Source organism: Bacillus sp. RE35 (assembly GCF_052146655.1).
GTDB classification, from domain to species: domain Bacteria; phylum Bacillota; class Bacilli; order Bacillales; family Bacillaceae_G; genus Bacillus_A; species Bacillus_A cereus.
This window is the reverse complement of the sequence record NZ_CP197377.1, coordinates 158,003-182,939: the sequence shown is the minus strand read 5'-3', so window position 1 is coordinate 182,939 and position 24,937 is coordinate 158,003. Positions and strand designations below refer to the sequence as shown.

Below are 24,937 nucleotides of genomic sequence, written 5' to 3'. Positions count from 1 at the left end.
TTGTTAAGCCTCTAAATTTTGTTTTTGCTGCAGTTCAAACTGCTTCTCACTTCTTCTGGCCATAAATAGATAACATAACACTGCTCCTACTTCACAAAGCGCAATAACAACCCCCATCGGTAATGCTGTATTACTTCCACCGATACCTACTAGCGGCGCAACAAGAGCTCCTGAAATGAACTGTAATAAGCCTAATAAAGCTGATGCTGTTCCTGCAGCTTGTTTCTGATTTCTCATCGCTAATGAAAACCCAGTTGTTGATACAACCCCGACACTTGATACGACAAGGAATAACGAACATAAAACACCGATTAAACCTATTCCTAGTACGATTGTCAGTAGTAAAGATAGGCCACCAACAGCTGCGATAATAATACCAGCAACAAATAATGTCTTCTCATTCACTTTCCCCGCTAAACGACCCGTTACCTGACTAGCAATAATAATACCGATGCCGTTAATTGCAAAGAATAAACTAAATTGCTGTGGTGATGCTCCGTATATGTTCTGCAACACAAATGGTGAGCCCGAAATGTATGCAAACATTGCCGCTGTTACTAATCCTTGTGACAATGCATATCCCATAAACAGACGGTCCTTTAACAATTTTCCGTACGTCGCCAAAGTCCCTGACAAACCACCCGTTTCTCTTTCTTCAGGAGGTAATGTTTCACGCAATACAAAAGTAGCTGAGATTAACATGAATACACTAATTGCTCCAAGAACGATGAAAACACCGCGCCACGTTGTAAACTGTAATAATTGCCCCCCAATAATCGGTGCCAAAATAGGTGCTGCTCCGTTTACTAACATAAGCAGTGAGAAAAACTTCGTCATTTCAGAACCTGAATACATATCACGTACCATCGCACGTGATATAACAATCCCGGCTGATCCTGAAGCTCCTTGTAGGAAGCGCAATAACACTAATGTCCAAATAGATGGCGCAACAGCACAAAGTAAAGAAGAAGCAACATAAATAATAAGAGCAATAATAAGAGGTTTGCGTCTTCCGTAAATATCACTAATTGAGCCAACAAATAATTGTCCTACTGACAGCCCAAGCAAACAAGCTGTTAATGTAAGCTGCGCGAGGGATGCACCTGTTTGCAAATCATCCGTTAACTTCGGTAATGAAGGCAAATACATATCAATAGATAATGGTCCAATCGCCGTAAGTGTTCCTAATACAAGAATCATCCATAACCTGTTTGCCTTTACAGGTTTATATATTTCGTGATTAACTTCATTCACTTTTTCAATTCACCCTTTCCTATACAAACTGAATCGTAACAATTATAGTTACATCATAAACATACGTCAAGTACAGCGCATTTTCCTCTTTCATAATGTAAAAAAAGCGATAGAAATTCTATCGCTTTACTTTTTCACATTGCTATTCGTAAATTTAGATACTGAGGACATCATCTCTCCCGTATCTAAATATGTAATTTGAATTGGGTCTCCTACTTCTGTAAACATAGCATATGGGAATTTCTTCACCGGTATCATAAATACCTTTTGTTCATTCTCTAAAAGTACGTACACGATTGTATTTTCACCTGATTTTTCTTTATATACACGTTGTACAATACCTTCTTTTTGCGCTTCTTTTCCTGTTGAGGTTGGTCTAAATGTATCACCATTACCGCTCATTACGTTTTTATAATTCTCAAGCGCTTCTTTCTGCGAAGAACCTGTCGCAAATATTTTTGCATTAGCAGCATATACAACTGTATGTGCACGTACTAGGCCTCCGTCATCAACAACCGGAATAATCCAAGCTGGTTTACCGTATACGTTATAAATGACAGGCATTGTCCCATGCCATTTCTCTCTCTTAAAGGAATTATCTACTACTTCTGTAGCTGCTGAACCATCCATAATCCCCTTTACTTCTTTTCCATTATAGTAATATAGCTTGCCTGTGCGTGCATCTACTAATGAATAGCCTAGGGCTGAATCTACTCCTTCTTTTGGAGAAGTAAAGTCTGTAAAATAATACAGTGTTCCATCTTTACCAAAGATCGGGGTCACGCCTTCTTTCGTTCCCCACTCAGTCGGAATTTTCATATCTGTTTGTGAGAATTTCGTATTCCAAAATCCGTGAATATATTTACCAAAGTACGTATTTAACGTAGATGCAGTCTCATGATTTAATACACCATCAACAAATTTAGGTGCCTTTCCTTTATCATATCTTTTCACTTCACCTGTTTGTGCATCTACTACGACAACACCTTCTACCTCAAATCCAGATCTTCCTGAAATAAATTCACCATACGTCATTGTATAATATGGTTTTCCTTTATCATCAACCTCAAATTTAGGTTTTCCTTTAAAGATTAAATTTGGTTCTGCTTGCCTTACCACACGCTCTAAATTATTACCAAAAAACATGCTTGGCACATATTTCATTTTATAACCGAGGTGCAGTTTCGCTTCCGCATCAGGATTCGTACCTGACATCGTTACATACCCTGGAATTGTCTCAGCTTTACGCGCTTTAAAAAATCCTGAAACTTCAATCGGCGCTACATATAAAGCTTCGCCGTTTACCATTTGTGGCGTTAATTCTCCTAGCTCAAAATAAGCTACTTTCGGAATATCACCAAATACTTTTTTCATCTTATTCTCCGCTGTCTTTGGCGGCACTGTAAACGGCTGGTCATTTTCAGTAAATGGCTCTGAAATATCTTTCTCTATCTTAACAACAGAATCATATTTCTTTTGCGAGATTACTATATCGTGCAAATAACCAAAGTAGCCGTAACTTGCGAGTAAAATAAACATTAGAAGTCCTTTTAATGTACCTTCTAATTTCCCTATTTGATCTTGTGAAAATAAAACAAGCCCAATTAAAATTGCTACTGCAACAGAATAATGAGTAAGAATCGAGTCTACCCGATCATCAATTAGCCAAAAGTATTCATAGATTGCAATACCTATCCAAAATAAAACAGGAATAACTAAAATAGATGATTTCTTACCCTTTACAACCTTCTTATCTCCCTTCTTATCCACTGCTCGAAGCTTACTACTACTTCTTGTCCATGGAATCAAAAACAAAGTAAGAATAGCTAAAACTACAAATTTCATCAAAGGCACTGTCCCCTTTTCTTTTGTATTCCCTTTTAGTATAACAAATAAAGGGTATTAAGGTGAAAATAGGAATAGTTATATTTTTTTACTACTTAATACAATCCCGCTCACTACATATAGAATAGATGCAATATAAAAAATTGTACCAATCGTAAAGAAATCTACTAAATATCCCGTGGCAATAACCGCTACTGCTCCGCCAATGGATGTCCACACATGGTATTTTCCAATCTCATAACCAGCCTTTTCCTGCGCAACCTTTCGTGCTAACGAAGTCTTCTCAGTATTACGCTGCACAGCACCTAAAATGCCCATTACAATTTGAAGAATATATACATGCCATACTTCCGTGGCAATCGGAAAGCAAAGCATTAAGATTGCCATGGACCAAGCGTATATGATTAATAATTTTTTATCACCTACTTGATCAGATATCTTTCCCACTAGTGGATATACAAGTGCTGATGTTAAAGCAAATAAGCCATACGCCCAGCCAAATTGCGAGAAGCTATTTCCAATGTTTCGAAGCAATAATATATAAAAAGGAAATACCATACTTCCTGCCATCATGATGATACTTTGCGAAGCCACAAATCTTCTATATGTCATTTCGTATACTCCCTATAAAATAAATTCACAAATCTCTCTTCTGAATCTACTTCCTTCTTTTTCTTGAGAAATTCTTCAATACGAGGATATGCCCTCTTTAACTGCTCTTTCGTTGGATAAGAATAGTACGGCAAATAGTAACTACCGTTATGCTTTAAAGTAACATCAATCATCTTCCGAATGACATCCTCTGTTTTCTTTATCTCACTCTCTGAGCGTCCCTGGTTAATCAAAAGAACCAGCGCAAACATATCATCTTTCGCATAGGACAAAACTGCATTTTCATTCTTTTCCACGTAACGAATCGTAATGTTGAGTAAATTAAACTCTTCTTCATTTAATACGTTACGTAAATCATCTATATACTCCGTGAAAGCATCTATAGGCACAAAGTATTCTTGTAACACTTCGGTCCTATTTGGATTTTCATATTCCATAAAAGCACTATCTGATCTCATAACATTATTACGCGTCTCATACTTTCCATCTGTACGTTCAAAATAACCTCTTTGTATATCCCAAAATGTATTCTTTCCCCAATCACTATAACGTGATAACCCAAGTAAAAATTTCGGTACCGCTATAATATTTTCTTCCTTTAATTCACTGTACTCTTCTCTCATATTTTGATTTTGTGCCAAAGTATAATCTGTCACATACATCTCTTTTAAAAATGAATTTGGAGCAATAGAAATACGCGCTAAGTGCATACGAACATTTTCATCTCTTTTCACTTTCTCTTTGAAATAAGATACGTATTCTTTATAATCTATCATTCTCGTGTGCATTTCATATAATTCATCATCTGTTAACTTCAGCGTCACATCTAAAATAACTCCAAATAAACCGTAACCCCCAATGACATATGGAAATAACTCTGCATTTTCTTCTCTACTTACATTACGTACCGTGCCATCTGCCATTAACAATCTAAATGAATCTACTGTATCAATTAGTGCCTCATGACGAATATCACGCCCGTGTACATTTACACTTAATGAACCACCAACAGTAAAAATATTTTGAGACTGCATGACCTGTACCGCAAGGCCATATGGATTTATTTTCTTCTGAATATCATTCCACGTGACACCACTTTGAACTGTAATCTGCTTCTTCTCTGGATCAAATTCTAATATTTTATTATACCCTTTCATATCGAGCATCGTGCCATTTGGATAATATGTCTGTCCTCCTTGGCTATGTTGCATGCCTGCAATGGAAATTTTCTCTCCTGAAACTTTTGCATCTCGCACTAATTTTATTAACGAGTGCTCTTCCGTAGCACTTTCAACACGTTTTATTTTTGTCGGAAGCAATTTACCTACATCACTCATAATGGGATGATCAATTTGTTTTTTATACGTATGTACAGACGTTGCAAGCAAAACCGTATATGCGACAATGACCACTACTATCTTTCTTTTTTTCAAAGGACACTCTCCTTATTAGCAACAAAAAGAGATACCCGTTCTTTCAGGTACCTCTCTTGACAGTGATTACTTTGCTGCTGGCAATTGTATTGGATCAAATTTATCATACGATGTAAACTTCGCATCCGTAATAATGTGCGCTTTATCCTCACCATTGCTACTCATAACCATATCTATCTTTGCTGATTCATATTTAAAATCTTTTGTAATAATATATTCTCCATCTATTTCTTCTATCTTTGCATTTTGGCCTTGTAGCATTTGTTTCTGCTTTTCATCCATACTAGCTAACATACTCTCTGTCTCTTGCCCTTTTAATGCAAACTTCAGCTTATAATTATCTCCACTTTTCTCCATCTTCACTTTATTTAAAATTTCCGATGGAATCTCTAAATTATCTACCATTCCTTGAGTCGCATTCATTCCGTTAGCATTTAATTGTTCCTCTGGTACAGACATAACTTCACCCGTATTAGGATTTTTCAACTGACCAGCAATTTTGCCACCCACATCATAAACAACAACCTCTGTACCAGAAACATTCATTTCAGAACGAGAATTTTTTTTCTTCGGCTCTAATTGCATTTTGGCCTTTATTACATTCATCTCTGTTCCTTCAGCCTTTATTCCCACATCATATGTCATCGTTACATTTTCTTCGTTTTTAAAAGCTTCATTCGCTTTATTAAAAACATCCTTCGCTGTTAATTCCTTTTCTTTCTGCACAGCTTCTTTTTTCGGTTCATCAGTCTTTTTTGCTTTCTCATTACTACACCCTACTCCTAGACCGACTGCAAGTACTAAACTTGAAATTAAAATAATTTTTTTCATAACGTCCCCTCCTTCCCAAAAATAATATCATCTCTTTTCCTATGAAATCTATATAATTCGTAATATTCTTCTTTAAATTTATTTCCTATATAGCAACATGTTTGAGAAAAAGTTTAAATATGATGTAAATAATAACAACTCATTTCAGGAGGTCATTATGAAAGCTATTATTTGCACAAAGTATGGACCACCTAATGTTCTCCAACTTCAAAATATAGAAAAGCCTAAACCTAAAAAAAATGAAGTATTAGTTAAAATTCACGCAACAAGTGTATCGACTGGAGATTGTAGAATACGTGGCTTTAATAGCCCCCTCTTATTTTGGATTCCTATGCGGATCATATTAGGTTTCAGAAAACCGAGAAAACCTATACTTGGCGTAGAGTTATCCGGTGAAATCGAAGACATTGGAACAGATGTAACACAATTTAAAAAAGGAGATCAAGTTTTTGCATTAACAGAACTAAACCTTGGTGGTTATGCCGAATACACATGCGTGCATGAAAGTGGATTAATAGCATTAAAACCTACCAATGTGACATATGAAGAAGCTGCCGTTATTCCTTTTGGCGGAACTTCAGCATTGCACTTCCTTAGAAAAGGACAGATAAAAAAAGGGCAACGAGTACTTATATACGGCGCCTCTGGATCAGTAGGGACAGCTGCCGTACAACTTGCGAAATACTTCGGGGCGACTGTCACAGCCATTTGTAGTAGTTCGAATTTCGATTTAGTAACAGCTTTAGGGGCAGACAACGTAATTGATTATATGAAAGAAGATTTTACTAAGCGGGGCGAGCACTATGATATTATATTTGATGCAGTTGGAAAATATAATAAGTCTCTTTGTACAGATGCATTAATGCCTAATGGAAAATATGTATCTGTGAACGGAATGATGGCAAAAGTCAGTAAAGAAGATATGAACCTACTAAAACAACTGGCTGAAACAGAAAAGCTAAAGCCTGTTATTGATAGAACTTACCGATTAGAAGAAATTGCTGAAGCTCATATATATGTAGAAAAAGGACATAAAAAGGGGAACGTTTCGATTACCTTAAAATAAAATATATTCTGAAAATATCATTGACAATTCTTTTTGTACGATTTACTATTAGTACCATATTCAAAACTACATACACATACTCTTATCAAGAGTGGCGGAGGGACTGGCCCGATGATGCCCGGCAACCGAGCTTATGACGTATAAGCTAAGGTGCTAATTCCTGCAAAACGAGTTTTCGTTTTGGAAGATAAGAGAGGAACCTATTTCGTCTATTCGGCACCTCTCTTATTTTGAGAGGTGCTTTTTATTTTGGAACGTATATGAAGGGGGAATCATAGATGAAGAAAGTATTATTAAGCATTGTAAGCGGAGCGGTACTATTATTAGGCGCATGTAGCGCAGGTTCAGATAAACAAGTAAAAGCGTTAGATGAGAAAAAGATTACTGTCGGTGTAACAGGCGGGCCGCATGAGCAGATTTTTGAAAAGGTAAAAGAAGTGGCAGCGAAAGATGGTCTCGAAATTGATATAAAAGTATTTAATGATTATGTAGCACCAAACGTATCCCTCGATGAAAAAAGCCTTGATGTAAATAGCTATCAAACGAAATCATATTTAGACGTATTTAAAGCTGAACGTAATATGAAATTAACCGAAGTATTTTCAACAGTAACATTCCCTATGGGCGTCTATTCTAAAGACATAAAAGATGTAAAAGAATTAAAAGAGGGCGACGCAATCGCTGTCCCAAATGACCCAACGAATGAACTTCGTGCTTTAAAGTTATTTGAAAAAGCAGGGGTTTTAAAAGTGGATCCAAAAGCGACAGAAAAAGCGACTGCGAAAGATGTAATTGAAAATCCAAAAAAATTAAAGATTGTTGAGTTAGAGGCATCTCAATTACCAACACAACTAAGTGAAGTAAAAGCAGCTGCAATTAATACAAACTTTGCATTAGGTGCAAAATTAAGCCCTGCGAAAGATTCCATTTTCCGTGAAGGCAAAGATTCGCCTTATGTGAACTGGGTCGTTGTTCGTACTGAAAATAAAGATGATGTTGTTGTAAATAAATTAAAGAAAGCTTATCAATCTAAAGAAGTAAAAGAATTTATCGAGAAAAAATTTGATGGTTCTGTTTTACCGTCTTGGTAGGAGCTGACGATAATGATTGAATTAAAAAATGTATCCAAAGTATTTACAACAAAAAAGGGGAATGTGGAAGCTCTTAAGTCCACTTCCCTCCAAGTAAAAAAGGGCGAAGTATTTGGAATCATTGGATATAGTGGCGCTGGCAAAAGTACATTAATTCGCTGTGTAAATTTATTAGAAAAACCAACGACAGGAAATATTATTGTAAACGAGCAAGATTTAACAACACTGTCTACAAAAGAACTAGCAAAAGCGAGACAAAAAATCGGGATGATTTTTCAAGGATTCAATTTGCTCAAAACTGTTACCGTTTATGAAAATATCGCATTACCGTTACGCCTTGCTGGCGTTCCAAAATTAGAAATTGAAAAAAGGGTAGAAAAGTATTTACGTATTGTCGATCTTTTTAATCGAAAAGATGCCTATCCGAGTGAACTTTCTGGTGGCCAGAAACAACGTGTTGCCATTGCACGTGCACTATCACATGAACCGGAAGTGTTATTAAGCGACGAAGCAACGAGTGCTTTAGATCCAGAAACAACTGATTCTATTCTTGACCTATTATTAAAGATTAATGAGGAAATCGGGATTACAATTTTATTAATTACACATGAAATGAATGTCATCCAACGTATATGCGACCGAGTTGCTGTTATGGAACATGGAGCAGTAATTGAAAGCGGGACTGTGAAGGAGATCTTCACAAACCCACAACATGTAACAACGAAGAAATTTGTAAATAGTGCATTTGCAGCAAAAATCCCAGCTGAAGTACAAAAAGAACTACAAAGAACCGGAGAAATCGTAACACTTTCATTTATAGGAAATTCTTCTGGTGAACCAGCGTTAGCTATCGCTACAAAACGTTTCCAAGTGTATCCAAATATTTTATCCGGTAATATTACACAGTTAAAACATGAGGCATACGGGAAACTTGTCATTCATATGCAAGGGGAACAAAATGAAATCAACCACGCTTTATCATTTTTACAAGAGCAAGGAATCATCGTAGAAGGGGGTAGAACAGATTATGGGAAACAAGTCCTTTTTGGATGAATGGGGTAAAGTCATATGGGAAGCAACCATTCAAACATTTCAAATGACATCTATTTCACTATTCATCTCTATCCTTATTGCACTACCACTTGGTGTTACACTTGTTTTAACGAGACCTGGTGGGCAGCACGAAAATAAAATCATTTACCCAATTCTTAATACAATTATTAATATCATTCGCTCTCTTCCATTTATCATTCTATTATTCTTCATTTTACCTTTTACAAAGTTTCTAATGGGAACCTCCATTGGTGTACAAGGCGTAATCGTACCGCTTGTCGTATTCACGGCCCCTTATATTGCACGATTAATGGAAACTGCTTTATTAGAAGTAGATCGCGGCGTTATTGAAGCCTATCAAGCGATGGGCGTTTCTACTATAAAAATTATTTGGCACGTTATGGTGAAAGAAGCTCGTCCCTCCCTTGTACTTGGATTAACAATTGCAACGATTGGCTTAATCGGCGCAACAGCAATGGCTGGTCTTGTAGGCGCTGGTGGGCTAGGAGATTTAGCATACCGCTTCGGACATTTACGCTATGAACCTGAAGTAATGTATGCAACTGTCTTTATTTTAATTATCCTCGTTCAAGGATTACAGTCTTTAGGGAATGGTATTGCACGAAGGTTGAAGAAAGATTAAAAAAGAAGGTATCTCACTAAGGTGAGATACCTTCTTTTTTATCTTTTAAATCCACCTTCTGAATGAATAACTTGCCCAGTAATCCACTCAGCTTCTTCACTTACTAAAAATTTAATGAGTCTAGCTGCATCCTTTGGCTCACCAATTCTGCCAAAAGGAAACATCGGCTTTAACCCTTGTTTTATCTCTTCAGTCATCCATCCTGTATCAGTTGGTCCTGGATTAATTGCATTCACTGTTATTCCTAAATGAGCTACCTCTGCTGACAACGTACTAGTAAGAGCATCAATAGCTCCCTTCGTTGTTGCATACGCTAGTTCTCCTACCATAGGACTTTGAAATTGCCCCGAAGTCATATTCACAATTCTACCACCAGATTTTTTATCAAATCCTCGGGCAAATTGACTACTGAGCAATGTAGTCGCACGAATATTCACCATATAATGCTTATCTAATTCTTCAGCAGTCAACGTAGAGAAATCATTATTCGTAGAATATGCTGCATTATTAATTAATATATGAGGGTACCCTAATTGTTCAGTAACTTTATTTATAAGCTCTTTCGGTGCATCATTCTGAGTTAAATCTAACTCCATACTTGAGACTTTAACACCGTTTTTTAGTAACTCTTCTTTTAATTGTATTTGTTCATTTTTATCAACGCCCCAAGGCATCTCTTTATCGTAAGCTGTCCAATACGTAAAAAATATATCGTATCCTGATTCAGCTAATTCTTTACAAACCGCTGCGCCTATACCATCTAGACGACTTACCCCTGTAATAACTGCTACTTTATTTTTTAATTGGTTCATCATATACTCCTCCAAGTTTAAAGGACGCATATTTTATATAAGAGATATAAACTTTCCCACAAAAAAGACAGATACATAAAATAGGCCCCTATCCTTATAAAAGGGATGTACAATCCAAATATGCATTCCTTGAATGATTTACAGATGACTAAATAAACCCTCGCTTATGAGAGCAAAATTCATCTATCTAGTTTCTAATCATTACAAGTTCATCCACATATTGAGTCTTTGTCTCCTTTACATATATCTCCAAATTTTATTTTAGCACTAAAGATTTAATATTTCAAAAAATAAAAGAACCACTCCTATTTATAAAGTATCGTGTACTATAAACCATAGTGAATAACTAATTTAAATTTAAGTGTATACATTTATCATTACCTATTCGTTGTATAAGTGTAGGGAGGAAAAGTGATGGGAAAAGAAAATATATTTACCTCCTATCTTATCAATCTAGGGGAGGAAGTGTTCAAACTACTACTAGCGAAAGGGGCTATAAAAGAAGATGCAGAAGACATCATCCAAAATACCTTCTATAAAGTATACACATTGCTAGATAATCTAACCGAGAGTAACATACGTCCATGGTTTTTCAGAGTCGCATTAAATGAATACATTGATTTAAAACGCAAAAAAGAACAGCAAAACATCTACTTAACTGAAGAAATCTATTCAAAACTTCAATATACAGACCGAGAATTGGATACAGTTTTAAATAAAGATGAGATTTTCTATTTATTAAAAGATATAAAATTAGAATATAAAGAAGCCTTCTTTTTAAAATATTATTACAATTTTACATACGAAGAAATCGCTCTAATACTAGATATTCAAGTAAACAGCGTCAAACAAAAATTACATCGTGCACGTAAGACAATTCATTCTAAAGTAGGAGGAAAAAATTAATGGATACTTCTTTAAAAGATGCTTTAAAAAAGGCTAAAAGGAAACAGTTGCTTAAAATCATCATTACCTCTATTATCGTTGTCATGATGCTTATCCCTATCATTTATAAAGTTGGCAATTACTTCGCAGCGAAAAGCTCTACGAAACTTCACGAACATCTCTTTTTACATAACGCAATTGCAGAACCGAATGTACAAATTGATTCTCAAGTAACAAGTAATTCATCTATGTTTGGCGGCAATATTATATCAAACCGTTCCAAAAACATTAACGGTTATGTAGTCCCATGGAACACATTAACAAGTTCTTATGGTTGGTTCCTGACTCATATTGACTTCAATGAGTTAACACCTGGCTTTTATTGGTCAGATACAAATTTCTATGAGTATGATAAACAAACAAAGAATAAATTTGCGACATTTTATAATCCGGCTATTAAAGATTATCACGATGGTGTGCAAAATGAATTAGGTGAAGTTTCACAAATGAACAACTATGTTGCCGAAGTTGCCATCTCTTTCAATCAACCCTATACATTAAAAGAGGTTCAAACAAAAATACCAGATAACTTAAATATCGTATGGCTATATATGACCTCACCAATCAGAGATGAAAGTAAAGGACCTGCTGGTATGCCTGTTTACGGATTCAATCCAGACAAGTCCCCTAAAGAAGCGTACAAAGAGTTCATTGATTCACTTAATCAATACGATGACGATGGACATGACGAAGATATACAGAAGTTTTTAAAAGCAAACAAAAACAAACCATTTGATCAAGTGAAAATTTTAGGTGTTATGCTAACAGGAAAAACGGAAAACTTTAAAGCATTAGAAAACCAAGATTTTATTCGCGGTGCTTCTGTAGGGGTGACTGCGCAAGTTGTTCCTTATATAAAGCCAGAGAAATAATACGTAATGCCCAGATACACTAAAAAAACTACATGAATCTGTTTACTATGGGAGCTCTCTACTAAAATAGATAGCTCCCATACTACATTTATTCTTCACCTTCCAAAAATAAATTTCAAAATGCTTTATGTACAATTTTACAAATAAAAAATCATAAACTTGTTCACATTATATCCATTGTGAATTTGTTCACAATGGATATATAATAAACATGTAAATACAATATTGGAGGGATTTCAATGGTTATCAATTTTTTAAGAACTGATAAACGTGCTACTTTCATATTATTACTTTTACGGCTTTACATAGGGTATACATGGTTCGCTGCTGGGATAGGCAAAGTCTTCGGACAATCTTTTGACGCAAGTGGCTTTCTAAAGGGTGCTATTGCTCAAGCATCAGGTGACCACCCTGCAGTACAAAGTTGGTGGGCAGATTTTCTTCAACATTTTGTCCTTCCAAACGCAGACCTATTTAGCTTTTTAGTTCAATGGGGAGAAATTTTAGTAGGTCTAGGTTTAATTTTAGGCGGATTAACAAAAACAGCTGCATTTTTCGGAATCATAATGAATCTTTCATTTTTATTAAGTGGAACTGTTAGTGTAAACCCAAACCTGCTTATTTTGACTATGTTCATTTTAGTTGCAGGGCAGAACGCTGGACGTATTGGATTAGATGGCTATGTTTTCCCTAAACTTTTCCGTAAAAACAACCACGGAACATATAAATTAAGTAAAACTGCGTAGTAACAGTTTACTTTTAAAATATAAATAAGAAAAAGAGCCTGAATATAGGCTCTTTTTCTTATTTATCCTAATTTAAACTTTTAACGAGCCACGAAAACCTCTGGCAGCATAGTAAGAGTCTGCTCCATTATGGTACACGAAAACATGTCCAAAGCGATAATCGCAAAATAAAGCACCACCGAGTTCTCGAATATCTAAAGGTGTTTGTACCCAACTTGATGATTTCATGTCAAAATCGCCAAGTTGTTGCAATTCCCGATACTGTTCTTCCGTTAATAATTCAATGCCCATAGCATTGGCAACATCAATAACGTTATTCTCTGGTTTATGTTTTTTTCTTGATTCTAACGCTTCAAGATCATAACAAAGACTTCTGCGGCCTTTAGGACTCTCCTTTGAACAATCATAGAAAGTATATTCGTCCTTTTCTTCATCATAACCAACAACATCCGGTTCACCACCAGTTACTTCCATTTCGTTAAGTGACCACATTTTTTCATTATTAGTAGTCAGCTTCGCTTCAACTTTAGCCCATTCAAGACCTTCATGGCGGTTCATGTTTTTCTCAAAACGAGCTTGCAATACTTTCAATAACTCTTCACGTTTTTCTACTAGTAAGTCATTTTTATTTCCTGTCATATTAGTCCTCCCTGATGTATGTACTGATAGTAGTTTAAGTATATATTTTATAATAAATCATCTCAATATGAAGACCGTTTCAACCTTATGTCTTGTACAAACATCCCTTACAAAGTCCTAAAACCCTCCATACTCTCTCCAAGAATATAGTGTGAAAACCACATCAAGTTCTGCTTCATAATAGCCACATGAACTCCTGGTTGGTCAGAACTATATGCCATTCCTTTAAATATAATTAATTCTGTATCAACTTCCATATCCATTAATCCTTGATATAGATCATATGCATTTGTAATTGGAATTCTTGCATCCTTTTCCCCATGTTGAATTAAGGTAGGCGTACAAGCTGATTTAATATACGTCATAGGTGATGTCTTCGTATATATCTCTGGATCATTCCATGGAGTATTTCCTAAATACATTCTAATAAAGTAAGGTATATCTGTATTTACATAATGGGTACTCCAGTTAGTTATTCCACCGCCAACTGAAATAGCTTTAAACCGACTACTAAACGTAGAACAGAAAGCTGATACATATCCACCGTTGCTCCATCCCATAACTCCTACTCTATCCTTGTCTACCATCCCTTTTTCTACTAGTTCATCCACTCCAGATATAACATCATCGTAGTCAGCAATCCCCTGTTTTCTATAGTTAGCTTTTAAAAATTCATTACCATAACCTGAACTTCCTCTGTAATTTGGTTCTAAAACGATAAAGCCTTTTTCAACAAACTGTTCAATCGGATATTTCTCATTGAAGCAGTCTGAAAATATCGGAAAAGATGCCCAAGCCGGACCGCCGTGAATTACTACTAATAAAGGATATTTTTTATTAGTGTCCAACTCTACTGGCGTTGATAAAACACCTTCTATTTCAAGACCATCGCTACTTTTCCATGAGATGATTTCCCTGTTACTTCTAAGTTTCCCTTTGAAAAAGCTATTTTCATCCGTTATTTTTTTATCGTCTAAATAGATTTCAAAGGTTTCATTTGTTATAGCCTTATTGTAGGATATATGTTTGCCATCCTTTGTTATAGAAGCATCCATTATAAAGCCATCTACTTTTTCGCTTAATATTTCCACAGTGCCATCTTCGGCTAGCAATCCAATAAGATAATTCGTTTTATTCTGCCACCTAATTAAAACCCCTTTAGCTGTCCACTGTAATGGCATAACCGTACTATCAAAATCTGTTAAAGGTTGAATTAGCTCTCCGGTATTTATATCATATATCTCTAACGTACTATCTTGTATATGGTTTCTATAGTAACCCTTCTCTCTTATGCTTGCTGTGTAACATATTTCACTGCCGTCAGGAGAAAAGCAAACACTCCCTCCCAACAACTTATCCACATTCAGCTTTTGTAGCTCTCCAGCTTTAATATGGAGTATGTATAGATCTCCATTTATATAATCTGCCATATTTGAGCTTGGTGTCGCCATAAATACAACCTTTTTACCATCATTTGAAATATCAAATTCATGGATATGAAAATCCTTACCATCTGTTAATTGATAAACAACTCTGTTCTCGTGTTCATCTGTATCACTTTGTATCACCTTCTCTATTTCAATGTAATATAAACAATTATTCTGGTGTTCCTTACCTATATGTTGAAAATCTCCATATAGATCCTTACGTTTCTTCATCTCCTCACATTCTTTTGACTGCGTAACATAATAAAGACCCTTGCCAGTAGGACCCCATTTGAATGTACTGACTCCTTCTTTCTCATCGGTAATTTGAAACTCTCTATAACCATCTAGTGACTTAACAAATATCTGATTTTTCCCATCACCAACTGGACTAAGATATGCGATACACCTAGCATCTGGAGACCATAATGGGTGTGTACTATCTATATCACCATTTGATAATGGGTAACTCTGCTTCTTATCTTTTTCATATATCCATACATGATTCCTATATGTATTGTCTTTCCAATCAGCCGTCTTCTTAACAAATGCTACGTTTTTACCATCATCACTTATGTTTGTACTTGATACGGTTGGTAATGAAATAATCTCTTCTATACTTAAATATGTTTTTTCATTCACTTTCATCAATATACCCCCTTGAAATGTCCATAAATCTCTCGTCTCTTTTTATCGTAATAAAGGAAATTGTTCACGAATACTTAAAATGATAACGGAAAATTCAGATAAATAAAAGTGAAGTCGATAAAGTAAAACTTTAATTTATGGAGTTCTATCCACTTACCAATTCTAGATGTTCTTTTCCGACACAAAAACACCCCTTTTAGATACAAATTTGTAAATTTATTTTAAAGCTATAACTATATGTTGGTTTAGAATAAAATTTGATAAAAATGAAGTCACAAATCTTTATTTAACAACAAAAAAATTCATTTTGAAAAAACGATTGATCAAAATAGAATCACTCTTTTTAACTAAGTATGAGATTTTTATAAAAAAATTTTAATCAAAACTCACTTAGAATCTTTACTTGAAGGAATAAAGCTTCGCATCTTTTTTGTGAACATCGTTAAACTAAGATAAATTTTGACCGTATCTGTAATTAATTGTAAAATATTATACGTAGAAAGGTATTATAAAATAAATATAGAAGGGGTATGTTTTTTAGTTTTAAAGGGGCTAAAGCACATCTATTTTATGTTTTTAAAGGGAGAATTGAAAAATCATATGAAGAATTTCAAAAAGAGTACAGGTAAAATTTTACTAGCATCTGGATTAGTAGTTTCTATGTCAGCTTGTAGTGTAACAAATTTATTTGGAGAAAAAGAAAAAACAAATGCTGAATCTGGTAAACAAGAAAGTAAAGAAACTAAGACAGAAGGTAAATCATCTGAAACAAAGGAAAAATCAACTAACTCAAAAGAAGAAAGTAAAGATGTTAAGATGATTATGGTTTTACCTGAGGATTACCCACAACTTATGGTAGACATTGAAGAAGACTTATTAAGACGTCTAGATTACTATGATGCTTCTGTGAGGGATAATAAAAAGGGAAGTAAGTCAAATGAAGAGGTACGAGATAGTATTAAAGACTTAGATAAAGTATTTAATAAAATAGAGCGTATAGATGCACCAGGAAAATACAAGGAAGATCATAAGGAAATTGTAAAAGCTGTTCAAAAGTTAAAAGAATCTTTCAAAGAAGTATCGAAGTTATTTGATTACTCTAAAACACTTAAAGATACGGATGATGCAATCATAGATAAAGCAAACAATAAATTAGATGAAGCAAAACGCATTTGGAAACCTGTATTTGATAAGTTAAAAGCGGAAGCTAAGGGTGGTTCAACAACTACTTCTACAACAAGTGGTACTAGTTCTTCTAACTCACCGAGTTTATCTAGTGGTAATACAGTTAAAACATACAGTACCCAAGATAAAACTGGTATATTCAAAGGAAAAATTGATACACCAGACGAGGATTCCGCTAAGTTTAAGAATGTACAGAACAACTATAAAGACGGTACAGAGCTTGTAGGTAATTGGGGTATTGATTACGGAGACGGAGTCAAAACTACGTTAGTCCTAAAAGCAGATAAGACATTTGAAACATATGCAAATGGTTCTTATCCAAATAAAGATAATTACTTAACAGGAACATACCAAGCAGACGTTTCTTCCCATCAGTTAACGCTAATGGTGGAAAAAGGAACTCAAAATGGTCAAGAAGTGAAATTGGAAAGACCTATTTATTCATCATATGAGGTTAAAAATTTAGATGGTAAAGCGTTACAGATTTTCCACATAGACGAACAAGTAACAATTTGTTATGTAAAACAATAAATAACTAAAAAAACTCTGTAAAATGATTTTTACAGAGTTTTTTCTTAGTTTTAATTTATTTCAAACGTATAACTATATTTATTAACCTACCAATCTCCTACTCAACAGTAACAGACTTAGCTAAGTTACGTGGCTTATCAACGTCACACTCGCGGTGAAGCGCTGCGTAGTATGAGATAAGTTGTAATGGAATAACTGCTACTAGCGGTGCTAGCGCTTCGTGTACAGCTGGTAATACGAAGCTGTCACCTTCCATTTCTAAGCCTTTCATTGAGATTATACATGGGTTAGCCCCGCGTGCTACTACTTCTTTCACGTTACCACGAATTCCAAGGTTTACGTGCTCTTGTGTAGCAAGTGCGATAACTGGTGTACCATTTTCAATTAAAGCGATTGTACCGTGTTTTAACTCTCCTCCAGCGAATCCTTCTGCTTGGATGTAAGAGATTTCTTTTAGTTTTAACGCACCTTCTAATCCTACGTAGAAGTCTACGCTACGGCCGATGAAGAAACAGTTACGCGTTGTTGCTAAAAATTGTTTTGCTAATGCGTCCATTTCTTCTTTTTGATCACAAAGTTCTATCATTGCATTTGCTACAAGTCCTAGTTCGTGTGTTAAATCGAAATCAAGAACTTCACCTTTTGCTTTAGCAATATCAGCTGCTAAAATTGAAAGTACTGCAAGCTGTGCTGTGTAAGCTTTCGTTGATGCAACTGCAATTTCTGGTCCAGCGTATAACGGAAGTGTATAATCAGCTTCACGAGAAAGCGTAGAACCAGGCACGTTTGTAATTGTTAATGCTTTATGACCCATTTCATTTGTTTGCACAAGTACTGCACGGCTATCAGCTGTTTCACCACTTTGTGAAATATAAATGAAGAATGGTCTTTCTGTTAATAATGGCATGTTGTAAGAGAATTCACTTGCCACGTGTACTTCAACTGGCATTTTTGCAAACTTCTCGATAAATTGTTTTCCAACAAGACCTGCATGATAACTCGTTCCACATGCAATGATGTAAATACGATCGCTATCTAAAATCGCATTGCGGATGTCTTGATTTAATTCAATTTCGCCATTTTCATCTTGATACTTTTGAATTATATTACGGATTACAAGTGGTTGCTCATCGATTTCTTTAAGCATGAAATGAGGATATGTTCCCTTTTCAATATCACTTGCGTCTAATTCCGCTGTAAACGGTGCACGTTCAATCGTTTCACCTTGTAAGTTTTTAATTGTAATACTTTCTTTCGTTACGATTACGATTTCTTTATCCATTAACTCAATAAATTGATCTGTAACTTGTAACATCGCCATAGCGTCGCTTGCCACAACATTAAAGTTGTCACCAACACCTACTAATAGCGGGCTTTTGTTTTTAGCAACATAAATCATGTTTGGATTTTCAGCATCAAGTAATCCGATTGCATAAGAGCCATGTAAAAGAGATAGCGTATTACGGAACGCTTCTTCTACACTTAATCCTGTGCTCACTTGTTGTTCCATAAGCTGTACGATAACCTCTGTATCTGTTTCACTTACGAACGTTACATCTTGTAAATATTCCTTTTTCACTAATTCATAGTTTTCAATTACACCGTTATGAACTAATGTAAAGCGTTTTGATGTACTTTGATGCGGATGCGCGTTTACTTTACTTGGAACACCGTGTGTAGCCCAGCGTGTGTGTCCGATACCCACGCTTGCTGCTACGTTCTCATCTACGATTTCACGAAGTTTTGCGATACGGCCTTTTTCTTTGTATACAACAACACCGTTCTCTGCTTGTACTGCAATACCTGCTGAATCATATCCACGATATTCTAGCTTTTCTAAACCTTTTAATAAAATTTCCTTTGCATCTTGCTCTCCAATAAATCCTACGATTCCACACATGTTTAGTCGCCGTTACAAATGCTTACACTGCTCTGCGAACATGTAACGACATAGTCCGATACCATTTTTATTTATACTAAAAAACGGATTACATATTGCTAGCCCTGTAAGCTTGTAACGGCTTTCACCTTCCTCTCGATTGGGTTTAAGTCCGTATATACTTATACAGCTAGTTTTCATCCGTTCCTCTTCTCTCATCACACTTTCACCTTTGTCCACTAAGTCACCTTAATGATTTAAGTAAAAGCTTGCGGTTGTGATGAACAACCGGGAGTCATCCGCCGAAATCTCGATAAACCCCACCTCGTCAACTACACTATTTGTAGTTCTGGCGCTTTTATAATTTACAATATTTCCTTTGAGAAAAAGAACAAGACCATCTTATAACAAACATGGATAAACCGTCAATGAAATTTTTTTCATCGTCTATAAAACATATGAAAAAGGAGCACTTTTTGTGCTCCTTTTTCATATAAATTCAGCTAATTATTCAGCGCCGACTTCAGCTTTCACAACTTCTACAATGCGATGTACATATGCATCACAAACTTCTTGTGTTGGTGCTTCTGCCATTACACGAATAAGTGGCTCTGTTCCAGATGGACGAACAAGAATACGGCCATCACCGTTCATTTCTTCCTCTACAACACGAATAATTTCTTTAATTTTTTCATTTTCTAATGCTAATTTTTTATCTGTTACACGAACGTTTACTAACAATTGTGGGAATTTCGTCATTTCTCCTGCAAGCTCAGATAATGGCTTTTTCGTCATTTTCATGATGTTTACAAGTTGAAGTGCACTTAACATTCCATCACCAGTTGTAATGTAATCAAGTAAGATAATATGGCCTGATTGTTCTCCACCTAGATTGTAACCTCCACGCTTCATTTCTTCCATAACGTAGCGGTCACCAACTGCTGTTTTATCACTTGTAATATTATTTGCTTCAAGTGCCTTGTAGAAACCTAAGTTACTCATAACAGTTGAAACAACTGTATTATGTTTTAATTGACCAGTTTCTTTCATATATTTCGCACAAATGAACATAATTTGATCACCGTCAACGATGTTTCCTTTTTCGTCTACAGCAATTAAACGGTCGCCATCGCCATCAAAAGCAAGTCCGATATCCGCACCTTTTTCTTTTACCAATTCAGCTAAGCCTTCTGGATGTGTAGATCCTACACCCTCATTAATATTCATACCGTTTGGAGAAGTTCCCATTGTTGAAATATCAGCTTCTAGGTCTGCAAATAAGTATGGAGCTAGAGAAGAAGTTGCACCATGTGCACAATCTAAAGCGATATGTAGGCCAGAGAAATCTTCTTCAACAGTTTGTTTAATGTACTGTAAATATTTTTGTCCACCTTCAAAGTAATCGCTCACTTGTCCAAGATTAGTACCTGTCGGACGTGGTAGTTCATCAACTTCTTTGTCTAATAAAGCTTCAATCTCAGCTTCTTGCTCATCTGTTAATTTAAAGCCGTCTGAACCAAAGAATTTAATACCGTTATCTTGTACTGGATTATGAGATGCAGAAATCATAACACCCGCTTGTGCATCTAGTGCTTTTGTTAAATAAGCAACGCCCGGTGTAGAAATAACGCCAAGGCGCATTACTTCTGCTCCAGTTGATAATAGACCTGCTACTAAAGCTCCTTCTAACATATGACCAGATACACGTGTATCACGACCGATAATTACTTTTGGACGATCTGTATCTTTTGTTAATACATAACCACCAAAACGTCCAATTTTGAAAGCTAATTCAGGTGTTAACTCCTTATTTGCAACTCCGCGTACTCCATCTGTACCAAAATATTTACCCATTATGATTCGCTCCTTTTTCTTGCTCTTTTTGATTATCTACTGTTGGTTCTTGACTCGTTTCTTTATCTTTATCTTGATTTTGATTTTGGTTTTGATTCTTTTCCTGTTCTTTTTCTGAATCAGGTTCAGGATTTTTTGGTTTCTCATTTTGATTTTCTTGATCCGTATTTGAATCCGGTTGTTGACCGTTACCCTGTACTTCTTTATCTGGTTTTTCTTTCTTCACAATAGTAACTTTAGCACTTTTTTGTTTTGGCTCTATTGAAATATTACCAGGACCGCTCACTTGAATGGAAATATCTTTCGTCCCTGAGGATACATTTTGCAGATTAATTACCGCTGTTATTTGAGCAGCTGTTATTTTATCTACTATACTTGCTTCTCCTGAAATATCAACACTTATCTTTCCATCTTGCGGCGAAAGTAGCTGAGCAGTAACATCTTTAGACAGTCCATTTTTCTGGATTGGGATACCATCAATCGTTTTTGTTTTCGTTTGTTTTGTTTTTTGCACTCCCACCGAAACCTTCACTTGATTCGGTTTTGCACTTGTTACACCCTTGGGTAATAAAACAGAGGCATCGAATGTTGTAGACTCTGTCAATTGACTAAGATCTACTTCGACCCCCTCTAGCGATTGTATATTATCCAAAATATCTTTTGGACCAGCTATCGTTACTTCTCTCGGTTCAACACTGATATTTGTAACCGCCAATCCTTCTGCTAAACTCCCCTTCTTCGTATACGTTACAGGAACAGTTTTTTCAGTATTATTGGCTGTAGTTTGCGTTGCCACATTCAACGTTACACTAATCTTAGATGGACTTGTTCTTACATTTAAACGTTTTCCTTCTTTATTGTATAATGTAACTTCGGGCGTTTTTGTAACAGTTTTATTAACACCTTTTAAATCAACATACGCTTTGGCAGAGGAAATGCTTTCAATTTCTTCTTTCGTCCCAACTACCTCAACAGTATCCGGTTTAAGGCTTGATTTTTCTAGAGTAGCCCCCGCTGGCATCTGATCCTCATTTGATAATTTCAGATCTACATGAACATATTTTCTCGCCTTTTCATGAAGAGTAACTTTAATTGTTGATGGCTGAACTGTTCCTTTCACATCATCTGGAAGCCCGTTCGTTTTTAAAGAAATCTCATAAGTTCCTTTTGGACTATCTCGCAAATCAACCGGTATGTCAAATTGTTTTTTTGCTTTTGCTGTAGCAACTGATGCTTTTGGGCCTTCTAATTTTACTTTAACGCCCTCTGCCGGAATACCACTTACAATATATTTCTCCTCATCATACTTAAGATTAATAGCATAATTAGTTAATGTTTCTTTCGTATCATTTGCAAAAGGTAATATACCTGATGTCGTATTTTTTTCAGTTAACGTCGCTGACATAAAAAGCATACACGCCAATAGTAATGAGATCCCTTTTAAAAACCAATGATTCTCCATTAACTTATCCATGACGCTTTCTCCTCCAATTCCATAAAGACGAAGAAGTCGTTTTTTCGTTTCCACTAAATTCAGCTAATAACATATCTTTCAGCTGTTCTGTCTTCAAATCACGATGCAACTTACCATTTTTCGTTAAAGAAATTTGACCAGTTTCTTCAGACACAACTACTGTAATACTATCAGTAACTTCACTAACTCCCATTGCAGCACGATGCCTAGTTCCTAATTCTTTAGAAATAAACGGACTTTCTGATAATGGAAGATAGCATGCTGCTGCTTTAATTGTACTTCCTTGCATAATTACCGCTCCGTCATGAAGAGGTGTATTTGGAATAAAAATATTAATAAGTAATTCCGATGATACGTTTGCATTAAGCGGAATACCCGTTTCCACATAATCACCCATACCGGTCTCTTTTGACAAAGTAATTAATGCACCAATTCTACGTTTCCCCATATATTCGGTTGCTTTTGCTATCGCTGTTGCAACCATTTCAGGTTCATCATCCTCATGCGTTCCAACACGCGAAAATAAACTCCCGCGCCCTAGCTGCTCAAGTGCTCTTCGCAATTCTGGCTGAAAGATAATAATAACGGCTAAAAATCCCCACGTTAATACTTGTTCAGTTAGCCAAGATAGCGTACGCAATTCAAGGAAAATACTGATCATCTTAACGACGATAATAACTGTAATCCCTTTTAAAAGTTGAACAGCTTTCGTCCCTCGGATTATAAGAATTAGCTTATATATAATAAACCATACAATGGCAATATCTAATGCCGTACTAAGATATTTCAAAATGGTCGTATCTTCAAAAGGCATGCTATCCCTTCCTCCTACTTACGAGCAATTCTATCCATATATTGAAATATTGTTTTATGCTCTATCTGTATGTATTTCCAACAACTAGTTAATTATACCATACATGAAACAAACGACAATTACAAACAACCCCCTTTAGCTCAAATTGGTAAGATGTCAAACATTTTTATTGTACAGTATAATATAAATCATTATTATACGCTTATTTTCAAATAAAAAAAGCAACTTCTCAGTTGCTTTTCTTACATTTATTTTAGTTTTTCACCGAATAAAGAACCCATTAAAGCAACTGCTGTTGTTGCCGTTCTATTTCTCTCATCTAAAATCGTATTTACCTCAACAAATTCAGCAGATGTGATAATATCAGCTTCTGCTAACATTTCCATCGCCAAATGACTTTCACGATAAGATAGACCGCCAATTACAGGCGTTCCAACACCTGGTGCATCATGAGGATCAAGACCATCTAAATCTAATGATAAGTGTACACCATCGGTATGAGATAAATATGCGATTGTTTCTTCCATCACAGCCGTCATCCCCATACGATCAATTTCATGCATTGAGAACACTTTAATACCTTCATTGCGAATGAAATCTTTTTCTCCTTCATCCAATGCACGCGCACCGATAATTACGACATTCTCTTTTTTCACCTTTGGATATGCTCCGTATAAATCTACAAGTGAAGAATGTCCATAACCTAAACTTGCTGCAAGTGACATACCATGAATATTTCCAGATGGTGAAGTTTCCTCTGTATTTAAATCACCGTGTGCATCATACCAAATAACGCCTAAGTTTTTATAATGTTTTGCTACACCAGCTAATGTACCGATAGCAATACTATGGTCACCACCTAATACAAGTGGAAAACGACCTTCTTCTATAATATGATCCACCTTACTTGCTAATTCATTACATACAGTTGCAACTTGTGTAAGGTTTCTTAATTTTGTATTTTCATCTATCTCTTTTTCTCTCTCTATACATATATCTCCCATATCTTTAACGTCATATCCAATTTCTTCAATTCTTTCAATTACCCCTGCATAACGGATCGCGCTCGGTCCCATATCAACTCCACGACGCATCTGTCCTAAATCCATTGGAACTCCAATAACTGAGATTTCTTTTTTCATAGATAGTATCCCCCTTTTATGCCTTCACTAAATATTTTAAATCTTTTATATAGTCTGACTCAACTCGACATTTTTCTGTATGGATATACAATTTATTCACTTATATTCACGTTGAAAACCAAATTTTAAGACTATTCTATGTAT

At 35.6% G+C, this 24,937-nt stretch carries 22 protein-coding genes and 1 riboswitch; of the genes, 8 read left to right on the top strand and 14 right to left on the bottom strand.

The genetic code is table 11. The features are described from left to right. Positions 1–3 precede the first annotated feature (3 nt). From ACTL4X_RS01050 to ACTL4X_RS01030, 5 genes are all read right to left on the bottom strand, one after another. On the bottom strand, positions 4–1,263 hold the full coding sequence (locus ACTL4X_RS01050; RefSeq protein ID WP_224200803.1) for a multidrug effflux MFS transporter: 1,260 nt from the start codon (positions 1,261–1,263) through the stop codon (positions 4–6). 117 nt (positions 1,264–1,380) lie between these two features. Beyond that, a complete protein-coding gene (locus ACTL4X_RS01045) occupies positions 1,381–3,099 on the bottom strand; it encodes a DUF3981 domain-containing protein (protein ID WP_000674040.1) in 1,719 nt (572 codons plus the stop codon). Between the two features lie 78 nt (positions 3,100–3,177). Then, a complete protein-coding gene (locus ACTL4X_RS01040; protein ID WP_000222351.1) occupies positions 3,178–3,711 on the bottom strand; it encodes an MFS transporter in 534 nt (177 codons plus the stop codon). After that, positions 3,708–5,144 (bottom strand): FAD-binding oxidoreductase, encoded by a 1,437-nt coding sequence (locus ACTL4X_RS01035; RefSeq protein ID WP_000746310.1) that lies wholly within the window; start codon positions 5,142–5,144, stop codon positions 3,708–3,710. The genes ACTL4X_RS01040 and ACTL4X_RS01035 overlap by 4 nt, the downstream gene beginning before the upstream one ends. Before the next feature lie 66 nt (positions 5,145–5,210). Next, positions 5,211–5,975 (bottom strand): DUF6612 family protein, encoded by a 765-nt coding sequence (locus ACTL4X_RS01030; protein ID WP_000720580.1) that lies wholly within the window; start codon positions 5,973–5,975, stop codon positions 5,211–5,213. A 157-nt stretch (positions 5,976–6,132) separates the two neighbouring features. On the opposite strand from ACTL4X_RS01030, the gene ACTL4X_RS01025 reads away from it, so the two are divergent. The 4 genes from ACTL4X_RS01025 to ACTL4X_RS01010 all read left to right on the top strand — a co-directional run bounded on the left by ACTL4X_RS01025 (position 6,133) and on the right by ACTL4X_RS01010 (position 9,828). After that, a complete protein-coding gene (locus ACTL4X_RS01025; RefSeq protein WP_000643856.1) occupies positions 6,133–7,041 on the top strand; it encodes an NAD(P)-dependent alcohol dehydrogenase in 909 nt (302 codons plus the stop codon). A 79-nt stretch (positions 7,042–7,120) separates the two neighbouring features. Then, a riboswitch (SAM riboswitch) is annotated at positions 7,121–7,235 on the top strand. An 84-nt stretch (positions 7,236–7,319) separates the two neighbouring features. After that, positions 7,320–8,132: a MetQ/NlpA family ABC transporter substrate-binding protein gene (locus tag ACTL4X_RS01020; RefSeq protein WP_000756980.1), complete on the top strand. Its 813-nt coding sequence runs from the start codon at positions 7,320–7,322 to the stop codon at positions 8,130–8,132. Between the two features lie 12 nt (positions 8,133–8,144). Beyond that, positions 8,145–9,185, top strand: coding sequence for a methionine ABC transporter ATP-binding protein (locus ACTL4X_RS01015; protein ID WP_000571355.1), 1,041 nt, complete (start codon positions 8,145–8,147; stop codon positions 9,183–9,185). After that, positions 9,160–9,828, top strand: coding sequence for a methionine ABC transporter permease (locus ACTL4X_RS01010; protein ID WP_000527136.1), 669 nt, complete (start codon positions 9,160–9,162; stop codon positions 9,826–9,828). Before ACTL4X_RS01015 ends, ACTL4X_RS01010 begins: the two co-directional genes overlap by 26 nt. Positions 9,829–9,866: 38 nt before the next feature. Here the strand turns inward: ACTL4X_RS01010 and ACTL4X_RS01005 are convergent, their stop codons facing one another. After that, a complete protein-coding gene (locus ACTL4X_RS01005; RefSeq protein ID WP_025690516.1) occupies positions 9,867–10,643 on the bottom strand; it encodes an SDR family oxidoreductase in 777 nt (258 codons plus the stop codon). 411 nt (positions 10,644–11,054) lie between these two features. Here ACTL4X_RS01005 and ACTL4X_RS01000 point away from each other — a divergent pair, with 411 nt between their 5' ends. The 3 genes from ACTL4X_RS01000 (at position 11,055) to ACTL4X_RS00990 (ending at position 13,203) form a co-directional block, all read left to right on the top strand. Next, on the top strand, positions 11,055–11,546 hold the full coding sequence (locus tag ACTL4X_RS01000; protein WP_086401947.1) for an RNA polymerase sigma factor: 492 nt from the start codon (positions 11,055–11,057) through the stop codon (positions 11,544–11,546). Beyond that, positions 11,546–12,457, top strand: a complete 912-nt coding sequence (locus ACTL4X_RS00995) for a sigma factor regulator N-terminal domain-containing protein (RefSeq protein WP_006920121.1) — start codon at positions 11,546–11,548, stop codon at positions 12,455–12,457. Before ACTL4X_RS01000 ends, ACTL4X_RS00995 begins: the two co-directional genes overlap by 1 nt. Before the next feature lie 239 nt (positions 12,458–12,696). Next, positions 12,697–13,203, top strand: coding sequence for a DoxX family membrane protein (locus ACTL4X_RS00990; RefSeq protein ID WP_025690519.1), 507 nt, complete (start codon positions 12,697–12,699; stop codon positions 13,201–13,203). 72 nt (positions 13,204–13,275) lie between these two features. On the opposite strand, the gene ACTL4X_RS00985 is transcribed toward ACTL4X_RS00990, so the two are convergent. Both ACTL4X_RS00985 and ACTL4X_RS00980 read right to left on the bottom strand, forming a co-directional pair. Further along, positions 13,276–13,842: a DUF4256 domain-containing protein gene (locus tag ACTL4X_RS00985; protein WP_000147393.1), complete on the bottom strand. Its 567-nt coding sequence runs from the start codon at positions 13,840–13,842 to the stop codon at positions 13,276–13,278. A 107-nt stretch (positions 13,843–13,949) separates the two neighbouring features. Beyond that, on the bottom strand, positions 13,950–15,914 hold the full coding sequence (locus ACTL4X_RS00980; RefSeq protein WP_000867227.1) for a S9 family peptidase: 1,965 nt from the start codon (positions 15,912–15,914) through the stop codon (positions 13,950–13,952). A gap of 588 nt (positions 15,915–16,502) precedes the next feature. Between ACTL4X_RS00980 and ACTL4X_RS00975 the strand changes: the two genes are divergently transcribed. Then, the gene (locus tag ACTL4X_RS00975) at positions 16,503–17,630 is read left to right on the top strand and encodes a DUF3994 domain-containing protein (RefSeq protein ID WP_080001407.1); all 1,128 of its coding nucleotides are present in this window, start codon (positions 16,503–16,505) and stop codon (positions 17,628–17,630) included. Between the two features lie 97 nt (positions 17,631–17,727). On the opposite strand, the gene glmS is transcribed toward ACTL4X_RS00975, so the two are convergent. The 6 genes from glmS to rocF form a co-directional block, all read right to left on the bottom strand. After that, positions 17,728–19,530: a glutamine--fructose-6-phosphate transaminase (isomerizing) gene (gene glmS / locus ACTL4X_RS00970; RefSeq protein ID WP_000334163.1), complete on the bottom strand. Its 1,803-nt coding sequence runs from the start codon at positions 19,528–19,530 to the stop codon at positions 17,728–17,730. Between the two features lie 12 nt (positions 19,531–19,542). Beyond that, positions 19,543–19,728 (bottom strand): hypothetical protein, encoded by a 186-nt coding sequence (locus tag ACTL4X_RS00965; protein WP_001206405.1) that lies wholly within the window; start codon positions 19,726–19,728, stop codon positions 19,543–19,545. A 288-nt stretch (positions 19,729–20,016) separates the two neighbouring features. Further along, positions 20,017–21,363 carry a phosphoglucosamine mutase gene (glmM, locus tag ACTL4X_RS00960; protein ID WP_000521476.1) on the bottom strand — a complete coding sequence of 449 codons (1,347 nt, stop codon included), beginning with the start codon at positions 21,361–21,363 and terminating at the stop codon, positions 20,017–20,019. Further along, on the bottom strand, positions 21,356–22,837 hold the full coding sequence (locus ACTL4X_RS00955; protein ID WP_000359601.1) for a CdaR family protein: 1,482 nt from the start codon (positions 22,835–22,837) through the stop codon (positions 21,356–21,358). Before ACTL4X_RS00955 ends, glmM begins: the two co-directional genes overlap by 8 nt. Continuing rightward, positions 22,830–23,651, bottom strand: coding sequence for a diadenylate cyclase CdaA (cdaA, locus tag ACTL4X_RS00950; protein ID WP_001115697.1), 822 nt, complete (start codon positions 23,649–23,651; stop codon positions 22,830–22,832). Before cdaA ends, ACTL4X_RS00955 begins: the two co-directional genes overlap by 8 nt. Before the next feature lie 248 nt (positions 23,652–23,899). Continuing rightward, positions 23,900–24,793 carry an arginase gene (gene rocF, locus ACTL4X_RS00945; RefSeq protein WP_000711563.1) on the bottom strand — a complete coding sequence of 298 codons (894 nt, stop codon included), beginning with the start codon at positions 24,791–24,793 and terminating at the stop codon, positions 23,900–23,902. Positions 24,794–24,937: the final 144 nt, after the last annotated feature.